We start from the raw sequence: 24,675 nt of genomic DNA, 5'->3' as shown, positions 1-24,675 counted from the left end.
GGGCGAAGAACCGCGCCGGCGGGACATGCGTTCCGGAAGGCTGCAGGAAAAAGCAAGTTCTTGACGTGGGTTAGCTTGATCACGTCGGAGGAGAAGGGGGATCCCCGATCAAGTCCGGGATGACGAAGCAGGGGAGGGCAGCTATCGAGCGGCCATGCGCCGGCTCGGTCTCCTCGCTCTCCTCACCCTCTCCGCGTGCGCCGGCGGGCGGCCCGTCGCCGACTTCCCCGTCAAAGTCGGTGCGCCCTACCGGGTGCGCGGTGTCACGTACGTCCCCGCCGCAGACCCGACCTACGACATGCTCGGCTATGCCAGCTGGTACGGATCGGAATCGGGCAACCGCACCGCCAATGGCGAGCGGTTCCGTCCCAAATGGCTGACCGCTGCGCATCCCACCCTGCCGCTGCCGAGCTATGTCGAGGTGACGTCGCTCTCGACGGGGCAGCGGATCGTGGTGCGCGTCAACGATCGCGGGCCGTTCGCCGAACGGCGGCGGATCATCGATCTGTCGCGCGGTGCGGCCGACGCGCTGGGACTGCGGCAGGGCGGCCCGGCGCCGGTGCGGGTGCGGCTGGTCGATCCCGCCGACCGCGATCGCGCGCGACTGCGCAAGGGCAAGCCCGCGCGCGACCTGCCGCCGGTCGATGCGCGCACCCTTGCCAACCTGCGCGCGCAGCTTGCGGCGGGCACCCGCTAGATCACTCCGCGTCCTTCTCGCGCATCGCGATCAGCGCCACCGCTGCGACGGCCGACCCCAGCCCCATCACCAGCGAGATGGTGGCGAGCGTCAGCCCCGCCTCGAACAGATAGCCCGCGATGATCGGCGCGAGCGCCGCGCCGCCGCGGCCAATGCCGATGGCGAAGCCCGTGCCGGTCGCCCGCACATGTGTCGGAAAGACGCGCGCAAAGAGGGTATAGAGCCCGACGATCGCGGCATTGGTGAAGAAACCGGTCGCCAGCACCATCGCCGACAGGGCGCCGAGCCCGACATTGCCGGCCACCTGCCCGAAGGCGAAGATGAGAAGCGTCGAGGCGAACAGGATGACGATCGACAGACGCTTGAGCCCGAAGCGGATTGCGGCAAGGCCGAACAGCGCGCCGCCGCTTGCCCCGCCGACATTGGCCCAGGTGAGCACGCCCGCCGCCGCCTTGGCCTCGAACCCCATGTCGACGACGATCTTGGGCACCCATTTGAGCACGAAATAGAAGCTCATGATGTGCGCGAAATAGGCGAGGGTGATGAGGAGCGTGGTGCGGATCAGGGTGGGGCCGAAGATGTCGGCGACCGATCCGCGCTGACTGCCAGTGTCGCGCAGGCTCAGCGCCTCGACCGCGGCATGGCCGAAGCGGCGGAGCGTCCGGTTGATCCGCTCGAGCGCGCCGGGCGGCTGGCGCCGGTCGAGGAAGGCAATCGTCTCGGGCACCAGGAACCAGGTGAGGGGGATGAACAGCGCGGTGACGATCGCGCCGAAGTGGAAGACGTCGCGCCAGCCGCCGCCCGCGCCCAGGATGCCCTGCACCGCGAGGCCGCCGAGCACGCCGCCGATCGGATAGCCGATCACCATCAGCGCCATGGCGAGGCTGTACCAGCGCTTGTTCGCAAACTCGGCCGCGGCGGCGTTGATCGCCGCGAGCATCCCGCCGATGCCGAGCCCGGTAAGCAGCCGCCAGGCGAGCAGCGTGCCCACGCCGCCCGCCTGCCCCGCACCCCACATGCCCGCCGTCATCGCGACGAGGCAGCCGAGGATCGTCCGCCTTCGCCCAACCATGTCGGCAACGCCGCCCAAGAGGACCGAGCCGACCGCCATGCCGAGCAGTTCCATCGACAGGATCCAGCCGAGCGTCGAGGGCGAGGTGCCCCATTCGCGCGCGATCCCTGGCGAGGCGAAGCTGATCGACAAGACGTCGAACCCGTCGAGCGCATTGAGGCCGACAGTGACGGCCACCGCCGCCCATTGCCAGCCGCTCATCCGGCCCTGTTCGATCGCCGCCCTCGGACCCATCATGCTTCCTCTCGTTCGCCGCCGTGCCCGGCGTGAGGCCTATTCGTGCAGTCGCGTTAGCAGCTCGATCAACGTCTGGACCTCTGCAGGCGTGTAGCGCGCCTTGAGCCACGATTCGTGCTCGCGCACCGCGGCCTTGGCGACGGTCAGCGCCCCGCGGCCCGCGTCGGTCAGGTTGAGCGTCTGCTTGCGCCGGTCGGTCGCCGACTTGCCGCGGACGAGATAGCCGCGCGCCTCCAGCCGGTTGACGATCGCCATTGTGGTCGCGCGGTCCATGCGCATCCGCTGGGCCAGGCCGGTCTGGGCAATGTCGGGATGGTCAGCGACCAGCCACAGCACCGACACCTGCTTTTGCGTCAGGTCGAGGTGGCTGAACGTCTCGGCAAAGTGGCGATAGACCGCGCCATAAGCGAGGCGCAGGTGAAAGCCGACGATGTCGCGAAGATCGCCGATGTCGGCGGCATGGCCGACGGACGGCAACGTCGCGGCCGCGGTTGCACGGATCCTCATCCTCTTCATTGACGATGATTGTTAGTGTCGCCAACGTTTCTCGTCGAGAGGGCTTGTGCGCGCCTGTCCGTGCGGGTCAGGCGGCGCTGCGCGCCTCGTCGGCGAACAGCCATGCCTCGGCCTCCTCGCGCCGCTCGAAGATCATCACTTCGTCACGCTCGCGGGCGATGCGCCGGGCCTGCATCCGGCCCAGCGCCTGACCGGTGAACATCGCCAATCGCTTCGCCTTGGCGTCCGACTTGATGCCGAGCTGAAAGGCGTTGGCCACGTCCTGAAGCTGGAGCGGGCACTCGGTCAGATCGACGATGCACAGATGATCGCCGGGGCGGCAGTGCATCGCGCGGATCGCCAGATGCTCCTCGTGATAGAGCGCCGCGACCTGCTCGCGCGACAACATGCCCATGAGCTTGAGGCGCACCAGCTTGCGCGCCGGTTCGGTGGTGATCGAGTACATCACGCCAGTCTTGGCGATGCCCGGTTAAGGCCGCGTAACTCAGCGTTTCAGCATCATCCAGGCGAGCCACAGCCAACCCGCGATCATCGCCGCGCCGCCGATCGGCGTGATCGCGCCGAACCAGCGCGGCGCCCCGAGCGCCATCGCATAGAGCGTGCCCGCAAAGACAGCCGCACCCGCCAGCATCGCCCAGCCGGGGCCGGTCGCCCGCTGCTGTACCGCGACGAGCACGGCGACGGCGTGGATGAGCTGATAGGTGCCGCCAGTACGCAGCCACTCTGCCGCCTGGCCGCTCGCCCCATGGGCGCCGAACGCGCCCGCGGCGATGGCGATCGCGCCCGACAGCGCGGCAAGCGGTGCGAGCATCATCCGGCCTCCTCGGCAGCGGCCTTCTCGCGCAGCTTGCGCTGGCGCGCCTGGCTGAACACCACGTCGCGCGCGGCATAGATGTCCCCGGCCTCGACCTGGATGCCCAGCCGCTTGGCGTCCATGCGGCGATACTCGTCCTCGCTCCGCTCGATCTCGCCATCATCGACGCCGACCGCGCGCAGCGCCTGGCGCGCCATGACGATCGCGCTTTCGAACACCTCGCGGAACATGCCCGCGACCGGCGCATCCTTGAGCGCGATGATCGCGCGGCGGTCGAACACGCGGGTCATCACCGTGGCATTGGGATAGCCGTGCGCGACGAGTTCGAGCAGGTCGGGCGTCACCTGATCGCCGTCGGTGCAGAACAGGATGAGCTCGGCATCCTCGGCCCCGGCGAGGCGCAGCAGGTCGAGGCGCGTGCCGTCGCCATAATAGACCTTCATCCCGAACTTGCCGCCCACCTCGATGATCTCGGGATCGCGGTCGATCAGCGTCACCGACAGCCCCTGAGCGATCAACATCTGCGCCACGGTCTGGCCAAAGCGGCCATAGCCGACGACGATCGCGCTCGCCCCGTCATGGCGTGGCGGCTCCAGCGACTGGCCGTCGCCCGCGGCCGGCTCGGCGCGGAAGCGGCGGGTGAACATCATCAGAAACGGTGTCGTGGCCATCGACAGGGTGACGATCGCGCCGAACAGGCTCGCCGCCTCGGGCGCGATCAGATAGGCGTTCTGCGCCTGGGCGAAGAGGACGAAGCCGAACTCGCCGCCCTGGCTCAAGAGCAGACCCATCGCGAGCGCCTTTCGCCACGCCATGCGAAAGCCGAGGCCGATGGCGAAGATCACCGCCGCCTTTACCGCGACCAGCGCCAGCGCCATGCCGATGACAAAGCCCGGCCGCGCGGCGACAGCATTGAGGTCGAGCATCATGCCGACCGCGAGGAAGAAGAGGCCGAGGAGGATCGAGCGGAACGGCTCGACATCGGCCTCGAGCTCGTGACGATAAGGGCTGTCGGCGAGCATCACGCCGGCGACGAACGCGCCGAGTGCGGTCGAAAGCCCCAGCGCCTCCATGATCGCGGCAGCGGCAATGACGGTAAACAGGCCGGCGAACACGAACATCTCGCGCTCGCCGAGATTGCCGATCAGCCGGAACAGCGGGCCGAGGATGAAGCGCCCGGCGAGGATCAGCCCGCCGACCGCGAGCACGGTGTAGAGGCCGAGCTGCCAGCCGGGCGGCCCCGCGGCGTCGGCAGGGTTGCGGCTCAAGGCCGCGATGATCGTGATGAGCGGGACGATCGACAGGTCCTGGAACAACAGGACCGAGAAGGTCCGCTCGCCGAACGGGGTACGCAGGCGCCCCGCCGATTGCAGCATCGGCAGCACCTGCGCGGTCGAGGAGAGCGCGAGCGGCAGACCGAGCGCGAGCGCGGCCGCCCAAGAGAAACCCGCCGCGAGATGGACCAGGGCAGTGACGGCGAGGCCGCAAAGCGCGACCTGAAGCAGGCCGAGGCCGAAGATGTCGCGCTTGAGCTGCCACAACCGCGCCGGGCTGAGTTCCAGCCCCACGATGAAGAGGAGGAGGGTGATGCCAAGTTCGGCGAAGGTCAGCTTGCTCTCGGCATCGCCGACCAGCCCCAGCACCTGTGGCCCGACGACAGCACCCGCGACGAGGAACCCCAGCGTCGCACCCAGCCCCATCTTTCGAAAGGCGAGGACAGAAACCAGCCCCGCGCCGAGCAGCGGCGCAAATTCGCGAACCAGCGAAAGCCCCCCATGCACCGCCATCAGCCGGCGGGCACCCGTTGGCGGGCGGCTTCGGCCGCCTCGGCTGCCGCCTCGAAAGCGAGGCGGATTGAGGGGTGACGGGCAGTGTAGGGCAGCGCCGGTGCGAAGATCGAAAGCTCGGGCCAGTCGGGAACCGGCCCCTGACCGGCCAGCCACGCGGCGAGGGCGTCGCGCGTCGCGGCGATTTCTTCGGCCGTCCGCCCGGTTGCGTTCGCCGCCATCAGCGCTGCGGATGCCTGACCGAGTGCACAGGCACGCACGCGCATACCGAGCTCGGTAACACGGCCATCGTCACCCAGCGATACGTCGACGGTGACGCGGCTGCCGCACACGGGAGAGCGCTTCTCCGACGAGCCCTGCGCGTCGGCCAGGCGGCTGTCGAACGGCACGCTCGCCGCGAGGCGGAGAATCTGCTGGTTGTAGAGGGTCTCGCTCACGCCGTCCCATGTAGGGCAACGGGGGCGCCAGCGCTACCGCCCGATCTTCTTCATCGTCTCGGGACTGAAGACAGGCTCGCCGCGGCGGCGGCGGTCGACGAAGTCGGCGATGCTCGCGCTGGTGTTGTTGAGGAGCGGATAGGTGCGCGCCTCGCGGATCCAGAGCGGCCGGCGCGCCGCGCCGCCGTTCCAGGTATCGACGACGAGCACCACGACGATGAAGGCGAGGCTGACGAGGATCAGGCCCTTCAGGGCGCCGAAGCCGAAGCCGAGGGCTCGGTCGACGGGCCCGAGCACCGACGCCTTGGTCCGCTTGCCGATCGCGCCGGCGACCAGCTTGCCGCCCAGCCACACGATCCCGACGATCAGCGCGAAGGCGAGCACCGCCGCGCCCGAGGTGGTGCCGACCGGCCCCAGCAGCATCCCCGCGAGCGGCGTGTGGAACAGCCGCACGGCGAACACGACGAGCAGCCAGGCGAGCAGTGACAGTACCTCGGTCACGAAGCCGCGCAGCGCGCCGAGCACCGCGGCGCCGCCGATCGAGAGGAGGACGACGATGTCGAGCGCGGTGAGGTCCATGGCCGCGGCACTAGCGCGCGCGGGTGGTGCGGGGGAAGGGGGCATCGCCCGGCTTAACGGCATGTTAGCCATATGGCGCGACTCTGCCGTCACTCGTTTCCGGGAGTCGGTCGATGTCGCGTGTCCTTTTCGCCTATGCCCTGTTGCCGCTCGCCCTCGCGAGTTGCGGCAAGTCGAAAACCGAAGTGGCCGCGCCGGTGCCGCCCCCGCCGCCGGTCATGGTCGAGCGTCCGATGCCGCGCCCACCGCAGAGCGCGGCGGCGAACCTCACCCTGCCGGCGATGATGCCCGACGGCAGCTTCGTGACGCCCAGCCGCGGCCTCTCCCCGATGGCCACGGCATGGCACCTGCGCGCGGCCCTCAACGTCGCGGTGCTGCAATGCGCCAAGGCGGGCGAACCGATGGAGACGCAGTACAACGCCTTTCTCGCCGCGCACAAAAGCGCGCTGGGACGCGCGCATGACGGGCTGAAGGCCGAATATCGCGCGCGCTACGGGGCGCAATGGCAGGACCGCTTCGACGACGACATGACGCGGCTCTACAATTTCTATGCCCAGCCGCCGGCACGCGCCGCCTTCTGCCGCGCCGCTGGACCGCTGGTCGCGGCTGCCGCGACGACGCCGGCGGGCGCGCTCGACGGCTTCGCCGCGCCCGCGGTCGCCGCGCTGGATGTGCCCTTCACCGATTTCTACCGCGCCTATGCCGCGTACCGCACCGACCTTGCCGCTTGGCAGGCCGATCGCTTCCAGCCGGCATCGACGCCGGTACAGGTCGCGACGGTGCAGCCGGTGCCGCTCAACCGGGCGCCGATCCTGACGGTGACGCGCGACCTGCTGATGAGCGATACGGAGGTCACGTCGGGCAGCGGGCGATAAGCATGTCGCGGCGGCTTTAGCCCGCCCGCATCATCTGTTACGCCCGCGGTCATGCCGACTTCCGCCGCCGCCGCCGCCCGCGAAATCCTCGTCCGACTTCACGAGGTGATGGCCGCGCGGTCGGGCGCGCAGGCCAAGTTGAACGCCGTCGTCAACATCATCGGCGAAGCGCTGGATAGCGAGGTCTGCTCGATCTACCTCCTTCGCGAGGGCGTGCTCGAACTGTTCGCGACCCGCGGCCTCGACGAACGCGCGGTCCACGTCACCCGGCTGGCGCCCGGCGAGGGTCTGGTCGGCACCATCGCCAAGAATGTCGAGACGCTCAATCTCGACGAAGCGGCGTCGCATCCCGACTTCGCCTATCGCCCCGAGACCGGCGAAGACCGTTTCCACAGCTTCGCCGGCGTGCCGATCATCCGCCGTGAGCGCTCCGTTGGCGTGCTCGCGGTCCAGCACGTCGATCCTCGCCGCTACGCCGATGTCGAGATCGAGGCGCTGCAGACCGTCGCGATGGTGCTGTCCGAGCTGATCGCCAATGCCGACCTGATCGATGAGGGGGCGGCGGGCTCCACCCGGCCGCAGCCGACCGCGACCCAGCGGATCGAGGGGTTTCGGCTGGTCGACGGCATGGCGAGCGGCGTCGCCGTCTTTCACCAGCCGCGCGTCGTCATCGAGCATGTCGTCGCCGAGGATGTCGAGGCCGAGCGCCACCGCGTCTATGCCGCGTTCGACAAGATGCGCGACCAGATCGAGCGCTTCGCAAGCCAGGCCGAGTTCGGCGTCGGGGGCGAGCATGACGAGGTGCTCGAGACCTACAAGATGTTCGCCTATGACGAGGGCTGGGCACGGCGCATCAATGAGGCGATCGACAGCGGCCTCACCGCCGAGGCGGCGATCGAGCGCGTGCAGCAGCGCACCCGGATGCGGATGCGCGAGATCGACGATCCGCTGCTGCGCGACCGCATGCACGATCTGGAAGACCTGTCGAACCGGCTTCTGCGCATCGTCGCGGGGCAGCTGGGCACCGCGGCGCAGATGGGCCTTCGCCAGGATTCGATCCTGATCGCGCGCAATCTCGGCCCGGCGGAGTTGCTCGAATATGATCGCCGCCGGCTGAAGGGCGTGGTGCTGGAGGAAGGGTCGCTGACCGCGCACGTCACCATCGTCGCGCGGGCAATGGGCGTGCCGGTGCTCGGCCGCGTGCGCGACGTGAAGCGGCTGATCGGCGAGGGCGACCGGCTTCTCCTTGACGTGACCTCGGAAGCGGTGGTGGTGCGCCCCTCCTCGGCGATGGAGGAGGCGTTCGAGGCCAAGCTCGCCGCCAGCCAGAAGCGGCGCGCGGCCTTTGCCGCTCTCAAGGCCGAACCGCCGGTGACGCAGGACGGCCAGCGCGTGACGCTGATGGTCAATGCGGGGCTTCGCGACGACGTCGCCGCGCTCGACCTGACCGGCGCCGACGGCATCGGCCTGTTCCGCACCGAGTTCCAGTTCCTCGTGTCGGCGACGCTCCCTGCGCGCGAGCGGCAGCAACGTCTCTATCGCGACGTGCTCGATGCGGCCGGCGATCGGCCGGTGGTGTTCCGCACCGTCGATATCGGCGGCGACAAGGCGCTCCCCTATCTTGAACATGACGAGGAGCATCTGGAGGAGAACCCCGCCATGGGCTGGCGGGCGCTCCGCCTCGCGCTCGAACGCGAGGGGCTGATGAAGGCGCAGGCGCGCGCCCTGCTGGAAGCGGGGGCGGGGCGGACGCTCAATGTCATGTTCCCGATGGTGAGCGAACCCTGGGAGTTCGACGAGGCGCAGGCCCTGTTCGAGGCGCAGCGGGCCTGGCTCGCCTCGCGCGGCAAGAAGCTGCCGAGCGAAGTGCGCTACGGCGCGATGCTCGAGGTACCGGCGCTTGCCGAGGTGCTCGACATCCTGCTGCCCAAGCTCGACTTCCTGTCGATCGGGACCAACGACCTCACCCAGTTCCTGTTCGCCGCCGATCGCGCGCATCCCAAACTTGCGCTGCGCTACGACTGGCTGTCGGTGCCGATCCTGCGCTTCCTGCGCCGCGTGGTCGAGCCGGCGCGCGCCGCCGCGGTGCCGGTCGCGGTGTGCGGCGAGATGGGCGGCCGCCCGCTCGAGGCGATGGCGCTGCTCGGCCTCGGCATCGACCGGCTGTCGATCACGCCCGCGGCAGTGGGACCGATCAAGGCGATGATCCGCACCCTCGACCTCAGCCGCCTGCGCGCCGAGCTTCCGCCGATGATCGACGTGCCGGACGGGGCGCTGCGCCCGCGGCTGGAGGCTTGGGCCGCGGACCATGGCGTCGAGCTTGCCTGACTTTTTTTGGCGTGCCGCGGCCGTACCGCTCGCCTCATCGAAGCTGACGGGGTAAGGCCTCGCGCGACGCCAATCCTAAAGGTCGCAGCCAAGCGTCGGAGAAGATGATGGTCGATGAAGCCGCCGGTCCTCTCGCCACCCCGGGTCGCGAGCATGTGGGCGACCGCCTGCGTGCCGCGCGCGAGGCGGCGGGGCTGAGCCTGGCGGACATCGGCCAGCGGACGCGCATCCCGCTCCGCCATCTCGAGGCGATCGAGAACTCGACCTATGCCTCGCTGCCTTCGATCACCTATGCAATGGGGTTCGTGCGCGCCTATGCCCGGGCGGTCGGCGCCGACGAGGTGGCGCTGGCGACGGACCTGCGCGGCGAGCTGGCGACCACCTGGGCGCCCAAGCCGCGCCACGAGCCCTATGACCCGGCCGAGCCCGCCCGGCTGCCACCGCGGGGCCTTGCGCTGGCGGGGGTGCTGGTGGCGGTGCTGATCGTCGTCGGCATCGGCCTTTGGTACGGCACCTCGATCTTCCGCGGCGAGGAAGCGGCGCCCGTTGTCGTCGCCGACACCGCCGCGCCTGCGCCCGCGGCGGTCACCACGCCGGTGCCGCCGCCGACCCCCGCCGCCGGCCGCGTCCGCCTGACCGCCACCGACGAGGTGTGGGTGCGCATCTACGACGCCGCCAACGACACGCTCCTCATGAAGACGATGCAGAAGGGCGAGACCTACGACGTGCCCGCCGACGCCAACGGGCCGCAGATCAATATCGGCCGGCCCGACAAGCTCGCCGTGACGATCGACGGACAGGCGGTGCCGCCGCTGGGCTCGGGCGAGCGGCCGATCAAGGACATCGGCATCAGCGCCGCGGCGCTGCGCGCACGAGGCGCGGCGGGCGCTTAAGGCTGGCGACAGGTCGCGAAGGTCATTAAGCATATCGTCACAGCCGTCACCGGGGGGTGCGAGAAGCCGATGAACCGTTCGTTCCTGATCCTTTTGCCTTTCGGCGTCGCCGCGCTCGCTGGGCCCGTAGTTGCTCAGGACTTGAGCCCGCGCGTTGATCGACTGGAGCGAGAGATGCGCGCGGTCCAGCGAAAGGTTTTTCCTGGCGGTGCCGGCCAGCTGGTCGAGCCGCAGATCACCGCGCCGCAAGCTCCGGTCGCCACTCCCGGGGTTCCCGCCACCAGCGCGGTCGCCGACCTGACCGCGCGCGTCAGCTCGCTCGAATCCCAGCTCTCGAGCCTCACCGGCCAGATCGAGCAAAATCAGTATCAGCTTCGCCAGTTGCAGCAGTCGTTCGAGGCCTATCGCACGTCGACCGACGCCAAGCTCGCCGCCGGCGTTGCCGCGCCGCCGCCGGTCGTCACCGACACCGCCCCGCCGCGCGACGTCGCCGCCGCGGGAGACACCCGCGATGCACCGCCGCCGCGCATCGCTGCCCCCGCCGGCGACCGCGCCGCGCAGGTCGCGGCCGTCGCCAAGCCCTCGACCGGGGATGCGGGTGAGGACGCGTATGTTTATGGCTATCGCCTGTGGCAGGCGAAGCTCTATCCGGAGGCGGCAGCTGCGCTGAAGAAGATGGTCGCCGACTATCCGCAGCATCGCCGCGCGAGCTTTGCGCAGAACCTGCTCGGCCGCGCCTATCTCGACGACGGCAAGCCGAGCCTCGCCTCGATCGCCTTTTACGACAATTACAAGAAGATGCCCGATGGCGAGCGGGCGCCCGACAGCCTGCTCTATCTCGGCCAGTCGCTCGTGCAGCTCAAGAAGCCGGCCGATGCGTGCAAGGTCTATGACGAGCTTAGCGACGTCTATGGCGACCGCATGTCGGCGGCGATGAAGGCCGATGTCGCCAACGCCCGCACCACTGCCAAGTGCAAGTGACGCCCTGAGCCCCGCGCTGATCGCGCGGTTCCGGCGAGACCTGTCGGCACTGTTCGATATCGAGAGGGGGCGGCTGCTCGTTGCAGTGTCGGGGGGCGGGGACAGCCTTGCGCTTATGCTGCTGGCGCGGGCGGCGCTGGGCGACCGGTGCTTGGCCGCTACCGTCGATCACGGTCTTCGCGCGGCTTCGGCGAGCGAAGCGGCGTTCGTCGCCGGGCTCGCGGCCGCGCGCGGCATCGCGCACAGGGCGCTGCGGGGCGAGCTGCCAGCGCGGGCGGGACGGACGGCCAATCTTTCGGCACGCGCACGGGCGCTGCGCTATGTTCTGCTCGAAGCCGAGCGGGTTCGCGTCGGGGCCGACGCGATCGCCACCGCGCACCATGCCGACGACCAGCTCGAGACGATGGTGATGCGCCTCAACCGCGGGGCGGGGGTCGCCGGGCTGGCGGGGGTGCGCGCGAAAGGCGGGCGGATCGTCCGGCCGCTGCTCGGCTGGCGCCGCGCCGAACTCGCCGCGATCGTCGCCGATGCCGGCATCGTTCCCGTCGAGGACCCGACTAACGTCGACGAACGCTATGACCGCGCCAGGCTGCGCAAGGTGCTGTCGAGCATGGATGCGTTCGACACGGGGCATTGGGCGGCGAGCGCGCGGGCGCTGGGCGATGCCGAAGACGCGATCGGCTGGAGCGTGGAGCGGCTGGCTGGCGAGCGGATCGCTGCCGTCGAGGGCCGGATCGAACTGGTCGCCGACGACCTGCCATTCGAGCTGCAGCGCCGACTGGTCGAGCGGTGCCTTCGCGCCGTCGAGCCCTCGATCAACCCGCGAGGCGAGGCGCTGGCCCTGCTGGCGGCGCTGCTGCGGTGCGGACGTTCGGGCATGCTCGGGAACGTGCGCGCGGCGGTGGCGCGGCGCGGGGGGCGGACGCTCTGGACTTTCGTCCAGGCCCCGGCCCGCCGATCACACTGATCGGCGCTGTTCCATTGCCATTAACCCCGGCTCGCCTATGTTGTCGGACGAGAAGAGGTATCCCAACCGATGAACGACAACGACAAGCAGCAGGATCCGGGCAACGGCGGCGGCAATCCGTGGATGCGCAGCCTGATGATCTGGGTCGGCATCCTCCTGGCGCTGGCGCTGTTCGTGACGATGTTCGGCGGCGAACGCGCGGGTCAGACGGGCAACAGCATCCCTTATTCGACCTTCCTAGACCGGGTTGAGGAAGGGCAGGTGCGTCAGGTCAACGTCTCGCCCACGACAATCACTGGCGAGCTGACCAATAGCGAGCGCTTTCGCACCAATACGCCCAACGATCCGCAGTTGATCCAGCGGCTGCGCGAGCGCGGCGTCGTCATCAATGCGCGGCCCGAGGAAGGGCCGAACATCTGGATGGTGCTGCTCTACCAATCGCTGCCGTTCCTGCTGTTCCTCGGCATCGCCTTCTTCGTCCTTCGCCAGATGCAGAAGGGCGGCGGTGGCGGCGGCGCGATGGGCTTCGGCAAGTCGCGCGCCAAGCTGCTGACGCAAAAGGAAGGCAAGGTCACGTTCGACGACGTCGCCGGCATCGACGAGGCGCGCGAGGAGCTGGAGGAAGTCGTCGAGTTCCTAAAGGACCCGACCAAGTTCGCGCGGCTGGGCGGCAAGATCCCCAAGGGCGCGCTGCTGGTCGGTTCGCCCGGCACCGGCAAGACGCTGCTCGCCCGCGCGATCGCGGGGGAGGCGGGCGTGCCGTTCTTCACCATCTCCGGCTCGGACTTCGTCGAGATGTTCGTCGGCGTCGGCGCCAGCCGCGTGCGCGACATGTTCGAACAGGCCAAGAAGTCGGCGCCGTGCATCGTCTTCATCGACGAGATCGACGCGGTCGGCCGCCATCGCGGTGCCGGCCTCGGCAACGGCAATGACGAGCGCGAGCAGACGCTGAACCAGCTCCTCGTCGAGATGGATGGGTTCGAGGCGAACGAGGGGATCATCATCGTCGCGGCGACCAACCGCCCCGACGTGCTCGACCCTGCGCTCCTCCGTCCGGGCCGCTTTGATCGTCAGGTCGTGGTGCCGCGCCCCGATATCGAGGGCCGGATCAAGATCCTTGAAGTGCATATGAAGAAGGTGCCGTTGGCGCCCGACGTCGATGCGCGGGTCATCGCGCGCGGCACGCCGGGCTTTTCGGGTGCCGACCTCGCCAACCTCGTCAACGAGGCGGCGCTGATGGCGGCGCGCAAGTCCAAGCGCCTCGTCGCGATGCAGGAGTTCGAGGAAGCCAAGGACAAGGTCATGATGGGCGCCGAGCGTCGGTCGATGGTCATGACCGACGACGAGAAGCGAATGACCGCCTATCACGAGGCGGGCCACGCGATCGTCAGCATCCACGAGCCCGCGAGCGATCCGATCCACAAGGCGACGATCATCCCGCGCGGTCGTGCTCTCGGCATGGTCATGCGCCTGCCCGAGCGCGACAGCTACTCCTACCACCGCGACAAGATGTACGCGAACCTCGCGGTCGCGATGGGCGGCCGCGTCGCCGAGGAGCTGATCTTCGGGTACGACAAGGTGTCGTCGGGTGCGTCGGGCGACATCCAGTACGCGACGGGCCTTGCTCGCGACATGATCACCAAGTGGGGCATGTCGGACAAGGTCGGCCCGGTCGAGTATGCACAGCCGGAGGGCGAGAGCTTCCTCGGCTATTCCTCGGCGCAGCCGCGGCACATGTCGAACGAGACCGCCCAGCTGATCGACGCGGAAATCCGCGCAACGGTGGAAGGCGGGCTGGCGCGGGCGCGGCAGCTGCTGACCGACCATATCGACCAGCTCCACACGCTGGCGGGTGCGCTGCTCGAATATGAAACGCTGTCGGGTGATGAGATCAAGCGGCTGATCGCCGGCGAGGAACTCGAGCGGCCTGACCCGGGCTCGGGCCTCAAGCCTGTGGCGTCAGCGGGCACCTCGATCCCCAAGACGCGGCGGCCGAAGGGTCCGTTCGGCTCACCGCAGCCAGCCTGATCCGAGTAAAGATCGGGAAAAACCCCGTCGCAGCGATGCGGCGGGGTTTTTCGTGCGGGGTGGGGGCCGAGAGGGCTGGTCTTCGAAGGCTCGCGCAGCCATTCTCGCGCTCCGATCTGCTCCAACCCGCCGCCACCGGCACGTCACCCCAGCGAAGGCTGGCGTCCCCGGGTTGCGAAGCGCGCCAAAGCCTCGGGCGATCCCAGTCGTCGCTGGGATGACGGCGGGAAAGCAGCCTATCGGTCCTCGTCATACCTAGTGCAAGCTTGGGTATGAAGGCGTTGCGGTGACGTCGGGTCGTAGCAACCAGATGCCGCCCACCCGTCGCAAGCGGTTCAAACCTGAGGAACCTTGCGCGGGCGTAACGGTTTCGGGCTGATGCGTTCCCTTATCCTCGGTCTTGCCGTGCTCGCCGCCGCTACCCCTGCTTTCGCGCAGGAGGCGCGCGACGAACGGCCGCGGCGCACGCGGATCGGATTGGGGCCACAGCTCGTCCCGAGCTTCCCCGGATCGGACAGCTATCAGCTCCGCCCCTTCATCGACGTGTCGCGCGCGCGCGGTGACGACGATTTCGCCTTCGAGGCGCCTGACGAGAGCGCCGGCTTCCCGTTGCTCCGCACCAACGGCTTTTCGGTCGGCCCCGCCATCGGCATCGAGGGGAAGCGGCGCAGCCGCGATGTCGGCGGCGTCCTGTCCGAAGTCGGCTTCACCGTCGAACTCGGCGGCTTCGTCCAAGTTCAGCTGACCGACGCCATCCGCCTGCGTGCCGAGGCGCGCAAGGGCGTCAACGGGCACAAGGGGCTGAACGCCATGATCGGCGCCGATTATGTGCTGCGCGATCACGATCGGTGGCTGGTTGCGATCGGGCCGCGCCTGACGCTGGCCGACGATCGCTACATGAACGCCTATTTCGGCGTCTCGCCAGGTGATGCCGCGCGATCGGGCCTGCCCATCTATGATGCGGGCGGCGGGGTGCAGGCGGTGGGCGCCACCGTGGGCGTGCTGAGGCAGCTGAACGATCGGTGGGGGATCAGTGGCTATGCCAAGTACGACCGGCTGACCGGCGATGCCGGCGACTCGCCCGTCGTCGCGGCGTTTGGGTCGCGCAACCAGGTCTCGGGCGGGCTCGCGCTGTCCTACACATTCGACTGAGGCGCGGCGATTGACCGGCGGGGGCCGTGCGCCGTAACGCGCCGCCCATGACCACGCACATCCTTCTGACCGGCGCCAGCCGCGGCATCGGTGCCGCCATCGCCGAGGCTCTGACCGGCGACGACGTCCGCCTCGCCCGCCAGTCGACGCGCGACTTCCTCGCCGCCGACTTCGCCGATCCGGCCGCGCCCGCCGACCTCTGGGACCGCGCGCTGGCCGCGCTCGATGGCCGCATTGACGTGCTCGTCAACAATGCGGGGGTGTTCGAAGCCTCGCCGCTCGATGCCGGTCACGCCGACTGGGTCGCGCAATGGGAGCGGACGATGCGCATCAACCTGACCGCCAGCGCCGAGCTCTGCCGCCTCGCCGTCCGCCACTGGCAATCGCGCGTCATAGGCGGGCGGATCGTCAATATTGCCAGCCGCGCCGCCTATCGCGGCGACAGCCCCGCGCACTGGCATTACGCCGCGTCGAAGGCGGGCATGGTCGGCATGACCAAGACGATCGCGCGCGGCTATGCGCGCGAAGGAATTCTCGCGTTCGCCATCTGCCCCGGCTTCACGATGACCGGGATGGCCGACGATTATCTGGAGAGCCGCGGCGGCGACAAGCTGCTCGCCGACATTCCGCTCGGCCGCGTCGCGGAGCCGGTCGAGGTCGCGGCGATCGCACGCTTCTGCGCGCTTGAGGCACCGGCGTCGATGACCGGCGCGGTGCTCGACGTCAACGGTGCGAGCTACGTCCGATGAGCGACAGCTGGAAAGTGACGCTCCCCTGCACCCGCGCAGAGGCCGAGGCGATCGATCCGGAGGGCGCCGCGTTCGCCGACATGACCGCGCCGCCCGTCTTGATGACGCGCGAGTTGACCGAGGACGATGTCGAGGACTGGGTGCTCGACGCCTATTTCCAGGACGAGCCCGGCATGCGCGAGATCGCGATGCTGCGCGCGCTGGTGCCGAGCGCCGGCGACACGGCGGTCGTGCCCGAGCGGATCGCAGAGCAGGATTGGGTGACGCTCAGCCAGTCGGGGCTGGAGCCCGTCGCGACCGAGCGCTTCTACGTCCACACCAGCGCCAACAAGGGCGAAGTGCCCGCGGGCCTGCGTGCCTTTCACATCGAGGCGGGGCTCGCGTTCGGCACCGGGCATCACGAGACGACGACGGGCTGCCTGATGACGCTGGAGGCGATGCGCGCCGCCGGCCAGGTGGTGCGCAACCATATCGACGTGGGGACAGGCACCGGCCTGCTCGCTTTCGCCGCGATGCACCTGTGGCCGAACGCACGGGCGACCGCGTCAGACATCGATCCGATCTCGATCGACGTGACCCGCGTCAACGCCGAGGTCAACGGGGTCAAGCTGGGGACGGGGCCGGGGCGGCTTGAACTCGCGGTCGCGCCGGGGCTGGCGCATCGCACGATCGAGCGTCGGGCGCCCTATGACCTGGTCTGCGCCAACATCCTCGCCGGGCCGCTGATCGAACTGGCGCCGGCGATCGCCGCGGCGACGCTGCCGGGCGGGACAGCGATTCTTGCCGGCCTGCTCGACCGGCAGGCCGACGGCGTGCTCGCCGCCTATCGGCGCGCGGGCTTCCGCCTTGCCGGGCGCATCCAGCTCGGCGACTGGCCGAGCCTCAGGCTTGTGCGCCGCCCGATCCGCTGAGCGCGAGTGCGCCGTGCCGCTCGGCGATCGCGCGGGCGGTGAGATCAGCGGCGGCGAGCAGCATCGGCGCGAACGCTTCGGTCGGCTCGCCCGCCTCGCACGCCCGCTCAATCCGGCGTGCGATATCGGCGACGCGCGCTGCGCCGACGTTGAGTGCCGCGCCCTTCAGCGCATGCGCAGCTGTCGCGAGCGCTTCGTCCTCGCCGGCGTCGATCAGCCCGGCGATGGCGCCGGGCGCGCGGCCGAGTTCGTCGGTCATCATCGCCAGCAGGCGGTCGGTATTCGCCGCGCCGATCGTCGCCTCGAGATCGGCGAGCTTCGCCGCGTCGAGGACGGGAATGGCGGCCGCCGCCGGCCGACGCGCGCCGATCCGCCGCAGCCGGTCGATCAGCGCCGCACCGTCAATCGGCTTGGTCATCAGGTCGGTGAGGCCGGCATCGTCGTAGAGCGTCCGCCGTTCGAGCGCGGCGTCGGCGGTCAGCGCGATGATCGGCGTCGCCGCGTTGGGGCCGCCCCCTTCGCGGATCGCGCGCGTGGCCGCAAGGCCATCGAGTTCGGGCATCTGCATGTCCATCAGGATCGCGTCATAGTGCCGCTCGGCTGCCGCCTCGACCGCCAGCCGGCCGTTCTCGACGCTGGTGATGGCATGGCCGTCGCGGCGGACCAGCGCCTCGACCAGCATGCGGTTGATGGCATTGTCCTCGGCGAGCAGCAGCGACAGCGGCGCGACCGCGGGTGCGGCGGCCCTCGGCTCGGCGATGGGTTGGCCGGCCGCGGCGGCCAGGCGTACCTCGAAGCTGAAGCACGCGCCCTTGCCCGGCGCGCTCTCGACCGTGATGCGCCCGCCCATCGCCTCGATCAGCCGGCGCGTGATCGCGAGGCCGAGGCCGGTGCCGCCGAAGTGCCGGGAGGTCGATGGTTCGGCCTGGACGAACGGCTCGAACAGTCGCTCGATCGCGTCGGGGGTGATGCCGATGCCGGTATCGCGCACCTTTCCACGTAGCAGCCGCTGCGATCCCGACCCGGCGAGCGAGAGCGACAGCTCAATTCCGCCGGCGGGCGTGAACTTGACCGCGTTACTGACGAGATTGGCGATCACCTGGCGCAGCCGCACCGGATCGCCCCGGACCATCAGCCCGCGTCCCACCGGCAGCGACAGGCTGAGCGACAGGCCCTTTTGCGAAGCGGCATGGCCGAACAGGTCGAGCGTGCTGCGCGCCAAATCGCCAAGGTCGAAATCGATCGATTCGAGCGCCAGCGCCCCGCTTTCGATCTTCGAGAAATCGAGCACGTCGTCGAGCACGCCCATGAGAAGCGAGGCCGATTGCTCGAGGCTGTCGAGGTAGCGCTGATGCGCCGCCGGATCGGGTTTGGTGCACAGCAGCTCGATCATGCCGAGCACGCCGGTCATCGGCGTGCGAATCTCGTGGCTTACGGTGGCGACGAAGGCGCTTCGGGCGTCGGCAAGCGCCTGTGCCCGGTCGCGTGCGGCGATCAGCTCGGCCTCGATCTCGGCCTGTGCGGTCACGTCGCGAAAGACGCCGACGATGCCCAGCACCGCGCCGCCCGGCGCTCGCTCGGCCTGGCCAAACGATTCGACCTGCCGCGTCTCGCCGTCGGCGCGGATCAGCCGGGCGCGAAAGCTCCACCCCTCGCCCTTTTCGATCGCGCGATCGATGAGGTTGCGGACCATCGGGCGGTCGTCGGGATGATAATAGTCGATCCCGCCTTCGATCGGCGGCTCGGTACCGGGGTCGAGGCCGTGGATGCGGAACACCTCGCTTGACCAGAAGAGCGAGCCATCGACGATGTCGTAGCGCCAATGCCCGACCCCCGCCATTCGCTCGGCGAGCATCAGCAGGCGATAGCTTTCCTCGATCTGCGCGGCGGCGCGCGCGGCCTCGACCTCCGCAGCATGGCGTTGGCCGATGTCGCGCACGCTGGCGACGAACTCGACCGGGGTCCCGTCAGGAGCGCGCACCAGCCGGTAATTGGCCTCAAGCCAGGCATAGCTGCCGTCGCGCCGCTTTTGGCGATAGGTGCAGGTTGGGCTTTCGACTCCCTCCAGCAGCGAGTGGCAGACGCGCGCGACGCGGGCACGATCCTCGGCATGGATCGCCGCGATGGGTGTTTCGCCGACCAGTTCCTCGGGCGTGTAGCCGAGGATCGCCGTCGAGGCCGGCGAGACGTAGCGGCGCACGCCGTCGAGACCGATGCGGACGATCATGTCGTTGCTGTGGCGCGCGAGCAGGCGATAGCTCCGCTCGCTCTCGCGCAGCCGCTCGTTGAGGCGGCGCTGCTCGACGAGTACCGCGGCGATCGGCAGCGTAGACATGACCGTCACCGCCAGGAACGCCTGGAGGAACAGGATCCGTTCGCCCGGCTGATCGATCAGGCCCGCGATCGGCCCGTGCCCCAGCATCGTTTGGAGCGACGCGATCGCGGCGACGATCGGCACCGCCACGGTAGCGCCGACGAAGCGCAGCCGGAATGCCGCGAGCGTCAGCGGCGGCAGGATCGCGAAAAGCGCCGGATAGCGCGTCTGGTCGAACACCAGCGCCGTCACCAACGCCACCAGCGCGCAGATCGCCAGTGCCTCGGGCAAGCGGCCGGCGCGCAGGATCGAGCGGCTGTCGGGATTGAAGGCGACGAGGATCATCGGCCCCAGCACCAACATCCCCAGCGCATCGGCGGCGAACCAGCGGAGGACGGCGAGGCCATAGCCGACACCGGACGTCACCACCGCCGCGCCGAACAAGGCCCCCACCAGCGAAGCCGCCGCGCCTGCGCAAAGCATGAACAGCGCCAGATAGCGTGGCGACTGAACGTTCGCGTGGCGGCCGGCGAAGTACCGGGTCAGGAGCAGGGCGGTGACGATCTCGATCAGGTTCGCGGCCGACAGGCCCATCGCACGCACCGGCGGATAATCGACGAGCAGATAAGAGATGACGAAACCGACGCCGACCGCGGGCAGGACCACGCGGTCAGGCAGGTTGCGAAAGCGCAGCAGCATCGCCGCGGCGGCGGCATTGGCGAACCAAAGCGGTGCGATCGAGGGATGGTCGCGCGATACGAGCAGGCTGGGGACGGTCAGCGCGCAGGTCTGCAGGAATGCGCAGACTCCCGGCGCCGCCAGTGCCGCAAGGCGCGACGTGCCCGTCACGCGGACATACCGCGCACGCATACCGGCGCCGATCCGCGCGAGGCGCGTCGCAGTATCGACCATCGACCGGCCATCGGGCGTGTCCCCCTCGCCACAATGCCGCGCGGCCGGCGCGGTCGAGGGCGGTGGGGCGACCGCGTCCGACCGAGCCGCTGCCGCGGCGCCAGCCGGCGGCTGGCCGCGACCGCCCGGCGACGTCACGGCGCTACAACGGCTATGGTGCGGTCGTGCGGCCCGCCATCACTCCTTGGGATCACGGGCGGCGTCGTGCAGCAGCAGTACTGCCTGCGTGCGGTTGACCACCGCCAGCTTGCGCAGGATCGCCTTTACATGCTGCTTCACGGTGATCTCCGACAGGCCGAGCTCATAGGCGATCTGCTTGTTGAGGCCGCCGTCGCGCATCGCGCGCAGCACCCGTGCCTCGGCCGGGCTGAGCGAGGCGAGGCGCGCGTCGGCGCTGTCTGCACCGGGCTCCAGCTGCAGCCCCGGCGTGAAATAGGTGCCGCCCGACAGGACAATGCGGATCGCAGCGGCAAGATCGGCGAGGGGCGCGGCCTTGCCGACATAGCCCTTGGCACCGCTGGCGGCGGCGCGCGCCTCGATGTCGGGCCGCTCGTCGCCGCTGACGACGAGGATCGGTGTCGAGGGCCGGGCGCGGGCGACCTCGATCAGGCTGGCGATTCCGCGGCTGTCGGCGAGACCGAGGTCGAGAATGACGAGGCCTGCGGGGCGAGCGTCGTCCAGCACCTCGCGAAGCGTGGCGGCCTGGCTTGCCTCGGCGTCGGGCGCGACGATCTCCAGCGCCATGCGCGCCGCCTCCCGGCACATCGGATGGTCGTCGGCAATGATCGCGCGCGTGATCATGTTTTGCACCCCTGCCAGTACCTTAGCCGCTGGGCGGCGCGATTCCAGCGGGAAATTCAGCCGAGCTTGCCGAAGATGGCCTCGTAACCCGCGCGATCGCCCGCGGCGAGCAATTGCGCCTGTTCGTGCCAGCGGTCGCGCGCCATGCGCCCGGCGAACGGGCCGAGGTCGGCGTCGAGCGCGGCGGCCTGGTCGGGCGTCAGCGCGGCGAGCGCCGCGATGGACGAGACGCCGCGCTCGCCCAGCATTGCCGCCGCCTTCGGTCCCAGCCCCTTCAGCGTCGTGAGCGGCGGTTCTGCGGCCTGCGGCGGGGTGGCGGGCAGGGTGTCGGCAATCGGCGGGGGAGCGGGGGCAACGGGGGGCGGCGGCGGCTCGACGGGGCGTGCATCGCTCTCAGGCTCGATGTGGTGCGACGGCACGTCATCGCGTGCTGTCAGGTCGGTAGAGGCGGCCTCCGCGATGGGCGCCTCCCCGCCGACCTCGACCGTTTCCCCGCGAGTGCTCAACTCGCGCTCGCCCTCGCGCCGCTGGCGCCAGCGCCGCTGCCCCCAGAGGATCATCAGGATCGTCAGCACGATCGCGACGACGATCAGGATGAGGTGGGTGATCGTGACCGGCATCATCGCGTCGGCGGCACCGGCGGGCGTGGTCGAGGTGATCGTGTCGGTGGGCGCAGGGTTCGAGCTGTCCATGTCGATCCTTTTCGAACGTCAGGGTCGGGACGTATCAGCCGCGTTCGCGTTCCACCTCGCGCCAGCCGATGTCGCGGCGGCAGAAGCCCGAGGGGAAGTCGAGCGCATCGACGCCGCGATAGGCGGCGGCCTGCGCCGCGGCAACATCGGGTCCGCTGGCGGTCACGGCGAGGACGCGGCCGCCCGCCGCGACCAGCGTGTCGCCGTCGAGCCGCGTACCCGCCTGGAACACCGTTGCGCCGGCCGCCTCGGCCGCGTCGACTCCATGGATCGCACCGCCCGTTTGGGGCGTGCCGGGATAGCCGCGCGCGGCCATGACGACGGTCAGCGCGGGCGCGTCCGCGAACGCGGGCGGGCCGGCCTCGGCAAGTCGCCCCCCGGCCACGGCAAGCAGCAGCGCGAGAAGGTCGCCTTCGAACCGAGCCATCAGCACCTGACATTCGGGATCGCCGAAGCGCGCATTGTATTCGATCAGCTTGGGGCCGGTGTTGGTCAGCATGAGGCCCGCATAGAGGACGCCCGAATAAGGCGTCCCCTCGGCCGCGAGCGTCTCGATCGTCGGTCGGACGATCTCCTCGATCGCGCGCGCTTCCAGTTCGGGGGTGAGCACGCGGGCGGGGGAATAGGCGCCCATGCCGCCGGTATTGGGGCCGGTGTCGCCGTCGCCGACGCGCTTGTGATCCTGCGCCGAGCCGAAGGGGACAAGCGCAGTGCCGTCGGTCAGGACGAACAGGCTCGCTTCCTCGCCGCTCAGAAACTCCTCGATCACCGCCTCGCCGCCGGGCTCGGCGAACAGGGCCGCGAGCGCGGCCTCGGCCTCCTCGGGGGTCATCGCGATCGTCACGCCCTTGCCCGCAGCAAGGCCGTCCGCCTTGATGACGACGGGCAGCCCGAACGGCGCGAGCGCCGCGCGTGCCTCGTCCAGCGAGCGCATATGGGCATAGCCTGCAGTGGGAATTTTCGCGCGGGTGCAGAGTTGCTTGGTGAAGCCCTTCGACCCCTCGAGCTGCGCCGCTGCCTTTGACGGGCCGAAAACGGCGATGCCGGCTGCGCGAAGGTCGTCGGCGAGGCCCGCGACCAGCGGCGCCTCCGGCCCGACGACGACGAGGGCGATGCCCTTCTCGCGGCAGAAATCGGCGACCGCCGTGTGATCGGCGACGTTCAGGCCGACGCATTCGGCGTGCGCCGCGATGCCCGGATTGCCCGGCGCGGCGAACAGCCTAGAGAGGCCGGGCGATTGCGCGAGCTTCCATGCGAGCGCATGTTCACGCCCTCCCGATCCGATCAGCAGGACGTTCATGCCCGATCCCTTTTCCTTGCCCGACGACGACAGGCCCGCGCTGTTAGCCGAGGGGCGGCCCGGCGACAACGCCGCGCCGATGAGCGTCGGGGAGCTGTCGGGACGGCTGAAGCGCATGGTCGAGGGGGAGTTCGGCCATGTGCGGCTGCGCGGCGAAATCTCCGGCTACAAGCGCGCGGCGTCGGGCCATGCGTATCTGTGCCTCAAGGACGAGGCGGCAGTGATCGACGGGGTAATGTGGCGCGGCGCGGCGGGGAGCCTCGCCTTCTCGCCGGCTGACGGCATCGAGGTGGTGGCGACGGGCAAGCTCACCACCTATCCCGGCCGCTCCAAATACCAGATCGTCATCGAGCGGATGGAGCTGGCGGGTGAGGGCGCGCTGATGGCCCTCCTCGAACGCAACAAGGCGCGGTTCGAGGCGGAGGGGCTGTTCGCCAAGTCAAAGGCGCGGGCGCCGCTCCCCTTCATGCCGCGCGTTATCGGCGTGGTGACATCGCCGACCGGGGCGGTGATCCGCGATATCCTGCACCGGCTTGAGGAGCGGTGCCCCAGCCACGTCCTCGTCTGGCCGGTCAAGGTACAGGGCGACGGATCTGCGAACGAGGTGGCGGCGGCAGTGCGCGGGTTCGACGCGATTCAGCCTGGCGGGCCGGTGCCGCGCCCCGACCTCGTCATCGTGGCGCGCGGTGGCGGGTCGATCGAGGATCTGTGGGCGTTCAACGAGGAAGCGGTGGTGCGCGCGGTCGCCGGCTGCTCGATCCCGATCATTTCCGCCGTGGGGCACGAGACCGACACGACGCTCTGCGACTTCGCCGCCGACCTGCGTGCGCCGACGCCGACCGCGGCGGCGGAGATTGCGGTGCCGGTGCGCGCCGACCTCGCCGAGCAGGTGACGATGCTGGGCCTGCGCACCGACCGCTGCGTGCGGCGCTATCACGAACGCGGGGCCGAGCGGCTCGCGGCGCTTGCGCGCGTGATGCCGAAGCGCGACGCGCTGCTCGGCCCGCAGCGCCAACGCGCCGACGAGGCGGGGGCGCGACTCGTCCGCGGACTGGAGCGGCGGCTGACCGTGGCGCGCGGCCAGCTCGATCGCGCAGGGGCGGTGCTGCGCCCGGCGCTGCTCGACCGGCGGCTGGAGCGGGCGGGGGCGGCGCTCGCCTCGGCTGGGCGGGCGCTGGTCGCGAACGACCCCGCGCGACCGCTCGAGCGTGGCTATGCATATGTCGAGGGGCGGGTCAGCGGCCGCGTCGTCGCCGACACCGGCGCGGCGCGTGCGGCGGGGGCGCTCCGGCTCCACTTCAAGGACGGGACCGTCGACGCGCGGGTTGAGCGGAGCGGCGGGCGTGCCTACACTGGCGATACGCCCGAACAGCCCGCCCTGCTTTGAGGAGCCCCGATGCCGGGGACGCGATGCCCATGCTGATGTCGAACACCGCCCGTCCCGCCCGCCTCCACTTCATGGCCAACGGCTTTCGCGTGCTGTCGCCGGGAGATCATGTGCTGTGCGCGGTGACGGGCGAGCGGATCGCGCTCGACGCGCTCAAATATTGGAGCGTGTCGCGGCAGGAGCCCTATGCCAGCGCCGAGATCGCGACGAAGGTGCTGACGGGCGCGTGATTGCTCGGCGAGGGGT

At 69.9% G+C, this 24,675-nt stretch carries 23 protein-coding genes; 12 read left to right on the top strand and 11 right to left on the bottom strand.

Translation table 11 applies throughout. The annotated features are described in order from the left end of the window. Positions 1–154 precede the first annotated feature (154 nt). Entirely contained in the window at positions 155–697 is a 543-nt protein-coding gene (locus tag COC42_RS06155; protein ID WP_096342303.1) for a septal ring lytic transglycosylase RlpA family protein, read from the top strand. A 1-nt stretch (position 698) separates the two neighbouring features. Here the strand turns inward: COC42_RS06155 and COC42_RS06150 are convergent, their stop codons facing one another. The 7 genes from COC42_RS06150 to COC42_RS06120 form a co-directional block, all read right to left on the bottom strand. Then, positions 699–2,006, bottom strand: a complete 1,308-nt coding sequence (locus tag COC42_RS06150; protein WP_245843881.1) for an MFS transporter — start codon at positions 2,004–2,006, stop codon at positions 699–701. Between the two features lie 36 nt (positions 2,007–2,042). Then, on the bottom strand, positions 2,043–2,513 hold the full coding sequence (locus tag COC42_RS06145) for a Saro_0803 family transcriptional regulator (protein WP_096342301.1): 471 nt from the start codon (positions 2,511–2,513) through the stop codon (positions 2,043–2,045). A gap of 76 nt (positions 2,514–2,589) precedes the next feature. Further along, the gene (locus tag COC42_RS06140) at positions 2,590–2,967 is read right to left on the bottom strand and encodes a hypothetical protein (protein ID WP_096342300.1); all 378 of its coding nucleotides are present in this window, start codon (positions 2,965–2,967) and stop codon (positions 2,590–2,592) included. Between the two features lie 39 nt (positions 2,968–3,006). Next, the gene (locus tag COC42_RS06135) at positions 3,007–3,336 is read right to left on the bottom strand and encodes a DUF423 domain-containing protein (protein ID WP_096342299.1); all 330 of its coding nucleotides are present in this window, start codon (positions 3,334–3,336) and stop codon (positions 3,007–3,009) included. After that, positions 3,333–5,123, bottom strand: coding sequence for a cation:proton antiporter domain-containing protein (locus COC42_RS06130; protein WP_096342298.1), 1,791 nt, complete (start codon positions 5,121–5,123; stop codon positions 3,333–3,335). The genes COC42_RS06135 and COC42_RS06130 overlap by 4 nt, the downstream gene beginning before the upstream one ends. Continuing rightward, entirely contained in the window at positions 5,123–5,560 is a 438-nt protein-coding gene (locus COC42_RS06125) for an iron-sulfur cluster assembly scaffold protein (RefSeq protein WP_096342297.1), read from the bottom strand. The genes COC42_RS06130 and COC42_RS06125 overlap by 1 nt, the downstream gene beginning before the upstream one ends. A gap of 33 nt (positions 5,561–5,593) precedes the next feature. Then, the gene (locus tag COC42_RS06120) at positions 5,594–6,139 is read right to left on the bottom strand and encodes a CvpA family protein (RefSeq protein WP_096342296.1); all 546 of its coding nucleotides are present in this window, start codon (positions 6,137–6,139) and stop codon (positions 5,594–5,596) included. Between the two features lie 113 nt (positions 6,140–6,252). On the opposite strand from COC42_RS06120, the gene COC42_RS06115 reads away from it, so the two are divergent. The 9 genes from COC42_RS06115 to COC42_RS06075 all read left to right on the top strand — a co-directional run bounded on the left by COC42_RS06115 (position 6,253) and on the right by COC42_RS06075 (position 17,023). Beyond that, positions 6,253–7,014: a hypothetical protein gene (locus tag COC42_RS06115; RefSeq protein WP_096342295.1), complete on the top strand. Its 762-nt coding sequence runs from the start codon at positions 6,253–6,255 to the stop codon at positions 7,012–7,014. Between the two features lie 51 nt (positions 7,015–7,065). Then, positions 7,066–9,342, top strand: a complete 2,277-nt coding sequence (gene ptsP, locus COC42_RS06110) for a phosphoenolpyruvate--protein phosphotransferase (RefSeq protein WP_096342294.1) — start codon at positions 7,066–7,068, stop codon at positions 9,340–9,342. Between the two features lie 107 nt (positions 9,343–9,449). Beyond that, entirely contained in the window at positions 9,450–10,235 is a 786-nt protein-coding gene (locus COC42_RS06105; protein WP_176484570.1) for a helix-turn-helix domain-containing protein, read from the top strand. A gap of 69 nt (positions 10,236–10,304) precedes the next feature. Further along, complete coding sequence (locus COC42_RS06100) at positions 10,305–11,216, top strand: tetratricopeptide repeat protein (RefSeq protein WP_096342292.1); 912 nt, start codon at positions 10,305–10,307, stop codon at positions 11,214–11,216. After that, entirely contained in the window at positions 11,179–12,183 is a 1,005-nt protein-coding gene (gene tilS / locus COC42_RS06095; protein WP_096342291.1) for a tRNA lysidine(34) synthetase TilS, read from the top strand. Before COC42_RS06100 ends, tilS begins: the two co-directional genes overlap by 38 nt. Before the next feature lie 69 nt (positions 12,184–12,252). Further along, the gene (ftsH, locus tag COC42_RS06090) at positions 12,253–14,211 is read left to right on the top strand and encodes an ATP-dependent zinc metalloprotease FtsH (RefSeq protein ID WP_096342290.1); all 1,959 of its coding nucleotides are present in this window, start codon (positions 12,253–12,255) and stop codon (positions 14,209–14,211) included. 378 nt (positions 14,212–14,589) lie between these two features. Next, the gene (locus tag COC42_RS06085; RefSeq protein ID WP_096342289.1) at positions 14,590–15,363 is read left to right on the top strand and encodes a MipA/OmpV family protein; all 774 of its coding nucleotides are present in this window, start codon (positions 14,590–14,592) and stop codon (positions 15,361–15,363) included. A 47-nt stretch (positions 15,364–15,410) separates the two neighbouring features. Continuing rightward, positions 15,411–16,112 carry an SDR family NAD(P)-dependent oxidoreductase gene (locus COC42_RS06080; protein ID WP_096342288.1) on the top strand — a complete coding sequence of 234 codons (702 nt, stop codon included), beginning with the start codon at positions 15,411–15,413 and terminating at the stop codon, positions 16,110–16,112. Next, positions 16,109–17,023, top strand: coding sequence for a 50S ribosomal protein L11 methyltransferase (locus COC42_RS06075; protein ID WP_096342287.1), 915 nt, complete (start codon positions 16,109–16,111; stop codon positions 17,021–17,023). The genes COC42_RS06080 and COC42_RS06075 overlap by 4 nt, the downstream gene beginning before the upstream one ends. Here the strand turns inward: COC42_RS06075 and COC42_RS06070 are convergent. From COC42_RS06070 to purD, 4 genes are all read right to left on the bottom strand, one after another. Beyond that, the gene (locus COC42_RS06070; RefSeq protein WP_096342286.1) at positions 16,995–20,249 is read right to left on the bottom strand and encodes a PAS domain-containing protein; all 3,255 of its coding nucleotides are present in this window, start codon (positions 20,247–20,249) and stop codon (positions 16,995–16,997) included. The genes COC42_RS06075 and COC42_RS06070 overlap by 29 nt on opposite strands. Positions 20,250–20,426: 177 nt before the next feature. Then, positions 20,427–21,050: a response regulator transcription factor gene (locus tag COC42_RS06065; RefSeq protein WP_141395791.1), complete on the bottom strand. Its 624-nt coding sequence runs from the start codon at positions 21,048–21,050 to the stop codon at positions 20,427–20,429. A 56-nt stretch (positions 21,051–21,106) separates the two neighbouring features. Further along, positions 21,107–21,742 carry a hypothetical protein gene (locus tag COC42_RS06060; protein ID WP_096342284.1) on the bottom strand — a complete coding sequence of 212 codons (636 nt, stop codon included), beginning with the start codon at positions 21,740–21,742 and terminating at the stop codon, positions 21,107–21,109. A gap of 34 nt (positions 21,743–21,776) precedes the next feature. Next, positions 21,777–23,042 (bottom strand): phosphoribosylamine--glycine ligase, encoded by a 1,266-nt coding sequence (gene purD / locus COC42_RS06055; RefSeq protein ID WP_096342283.1) that lies wholly within the window; start codon positions 23,040–23,042, stop codon positions 21,777–21,779. Between purD and xseA the strand changes: the two genes are divergently transcribed. Together xseA and COC42_RS06045 are read left to right on the top strand one after the other, a co-directional pair. Next, positions 23,041–24,429: an exodeoxyribonuclease VII large subunit gene (xseA, locus tag COC42_RS06050; protein ID WP_096342282.1), complete on the top strand. Its 1,389-nt coding sequence runs from the start codon at positions 23,041–23,043 to the stop codon at positions 24,427–24,429. The genes purD and xseA overlap by 2 nt on opposite strands. Before the next feature lie 29 nt (positions 24,430–24,458). Beyond that, positions 24,459–24,659, top strand: a complete 201-nt coding sequence (locus COC42_RS06045) for a DUF2093 domain-containing protein (RefSeq protein ID WP_096343135.1) — start codon at positions 24,459–24,461, stop codon at positions 24,657–24,659. The last annotated feature ends 16 nt before the right edge of the window (positions 24,660–24,675 follow it).

The sequence above is a fragment of the Sphingomonas spermidinifaciens genome (assembly GCF_002351485.1).
GTDB classification, from domain to species: domain Bacteria; phylum Pseudomonadota; class Alphaproteobacteria; order Sphingomonadales; family Sphingomonadaceae; genus Sphingomonas; species Sphingomonas spermidinifaciens.
The sequence above is the reverse complement of the archived record's forward strand: the minus strand, read 5'-3'. Positions and strand labels throughout refer to the sequence as shown.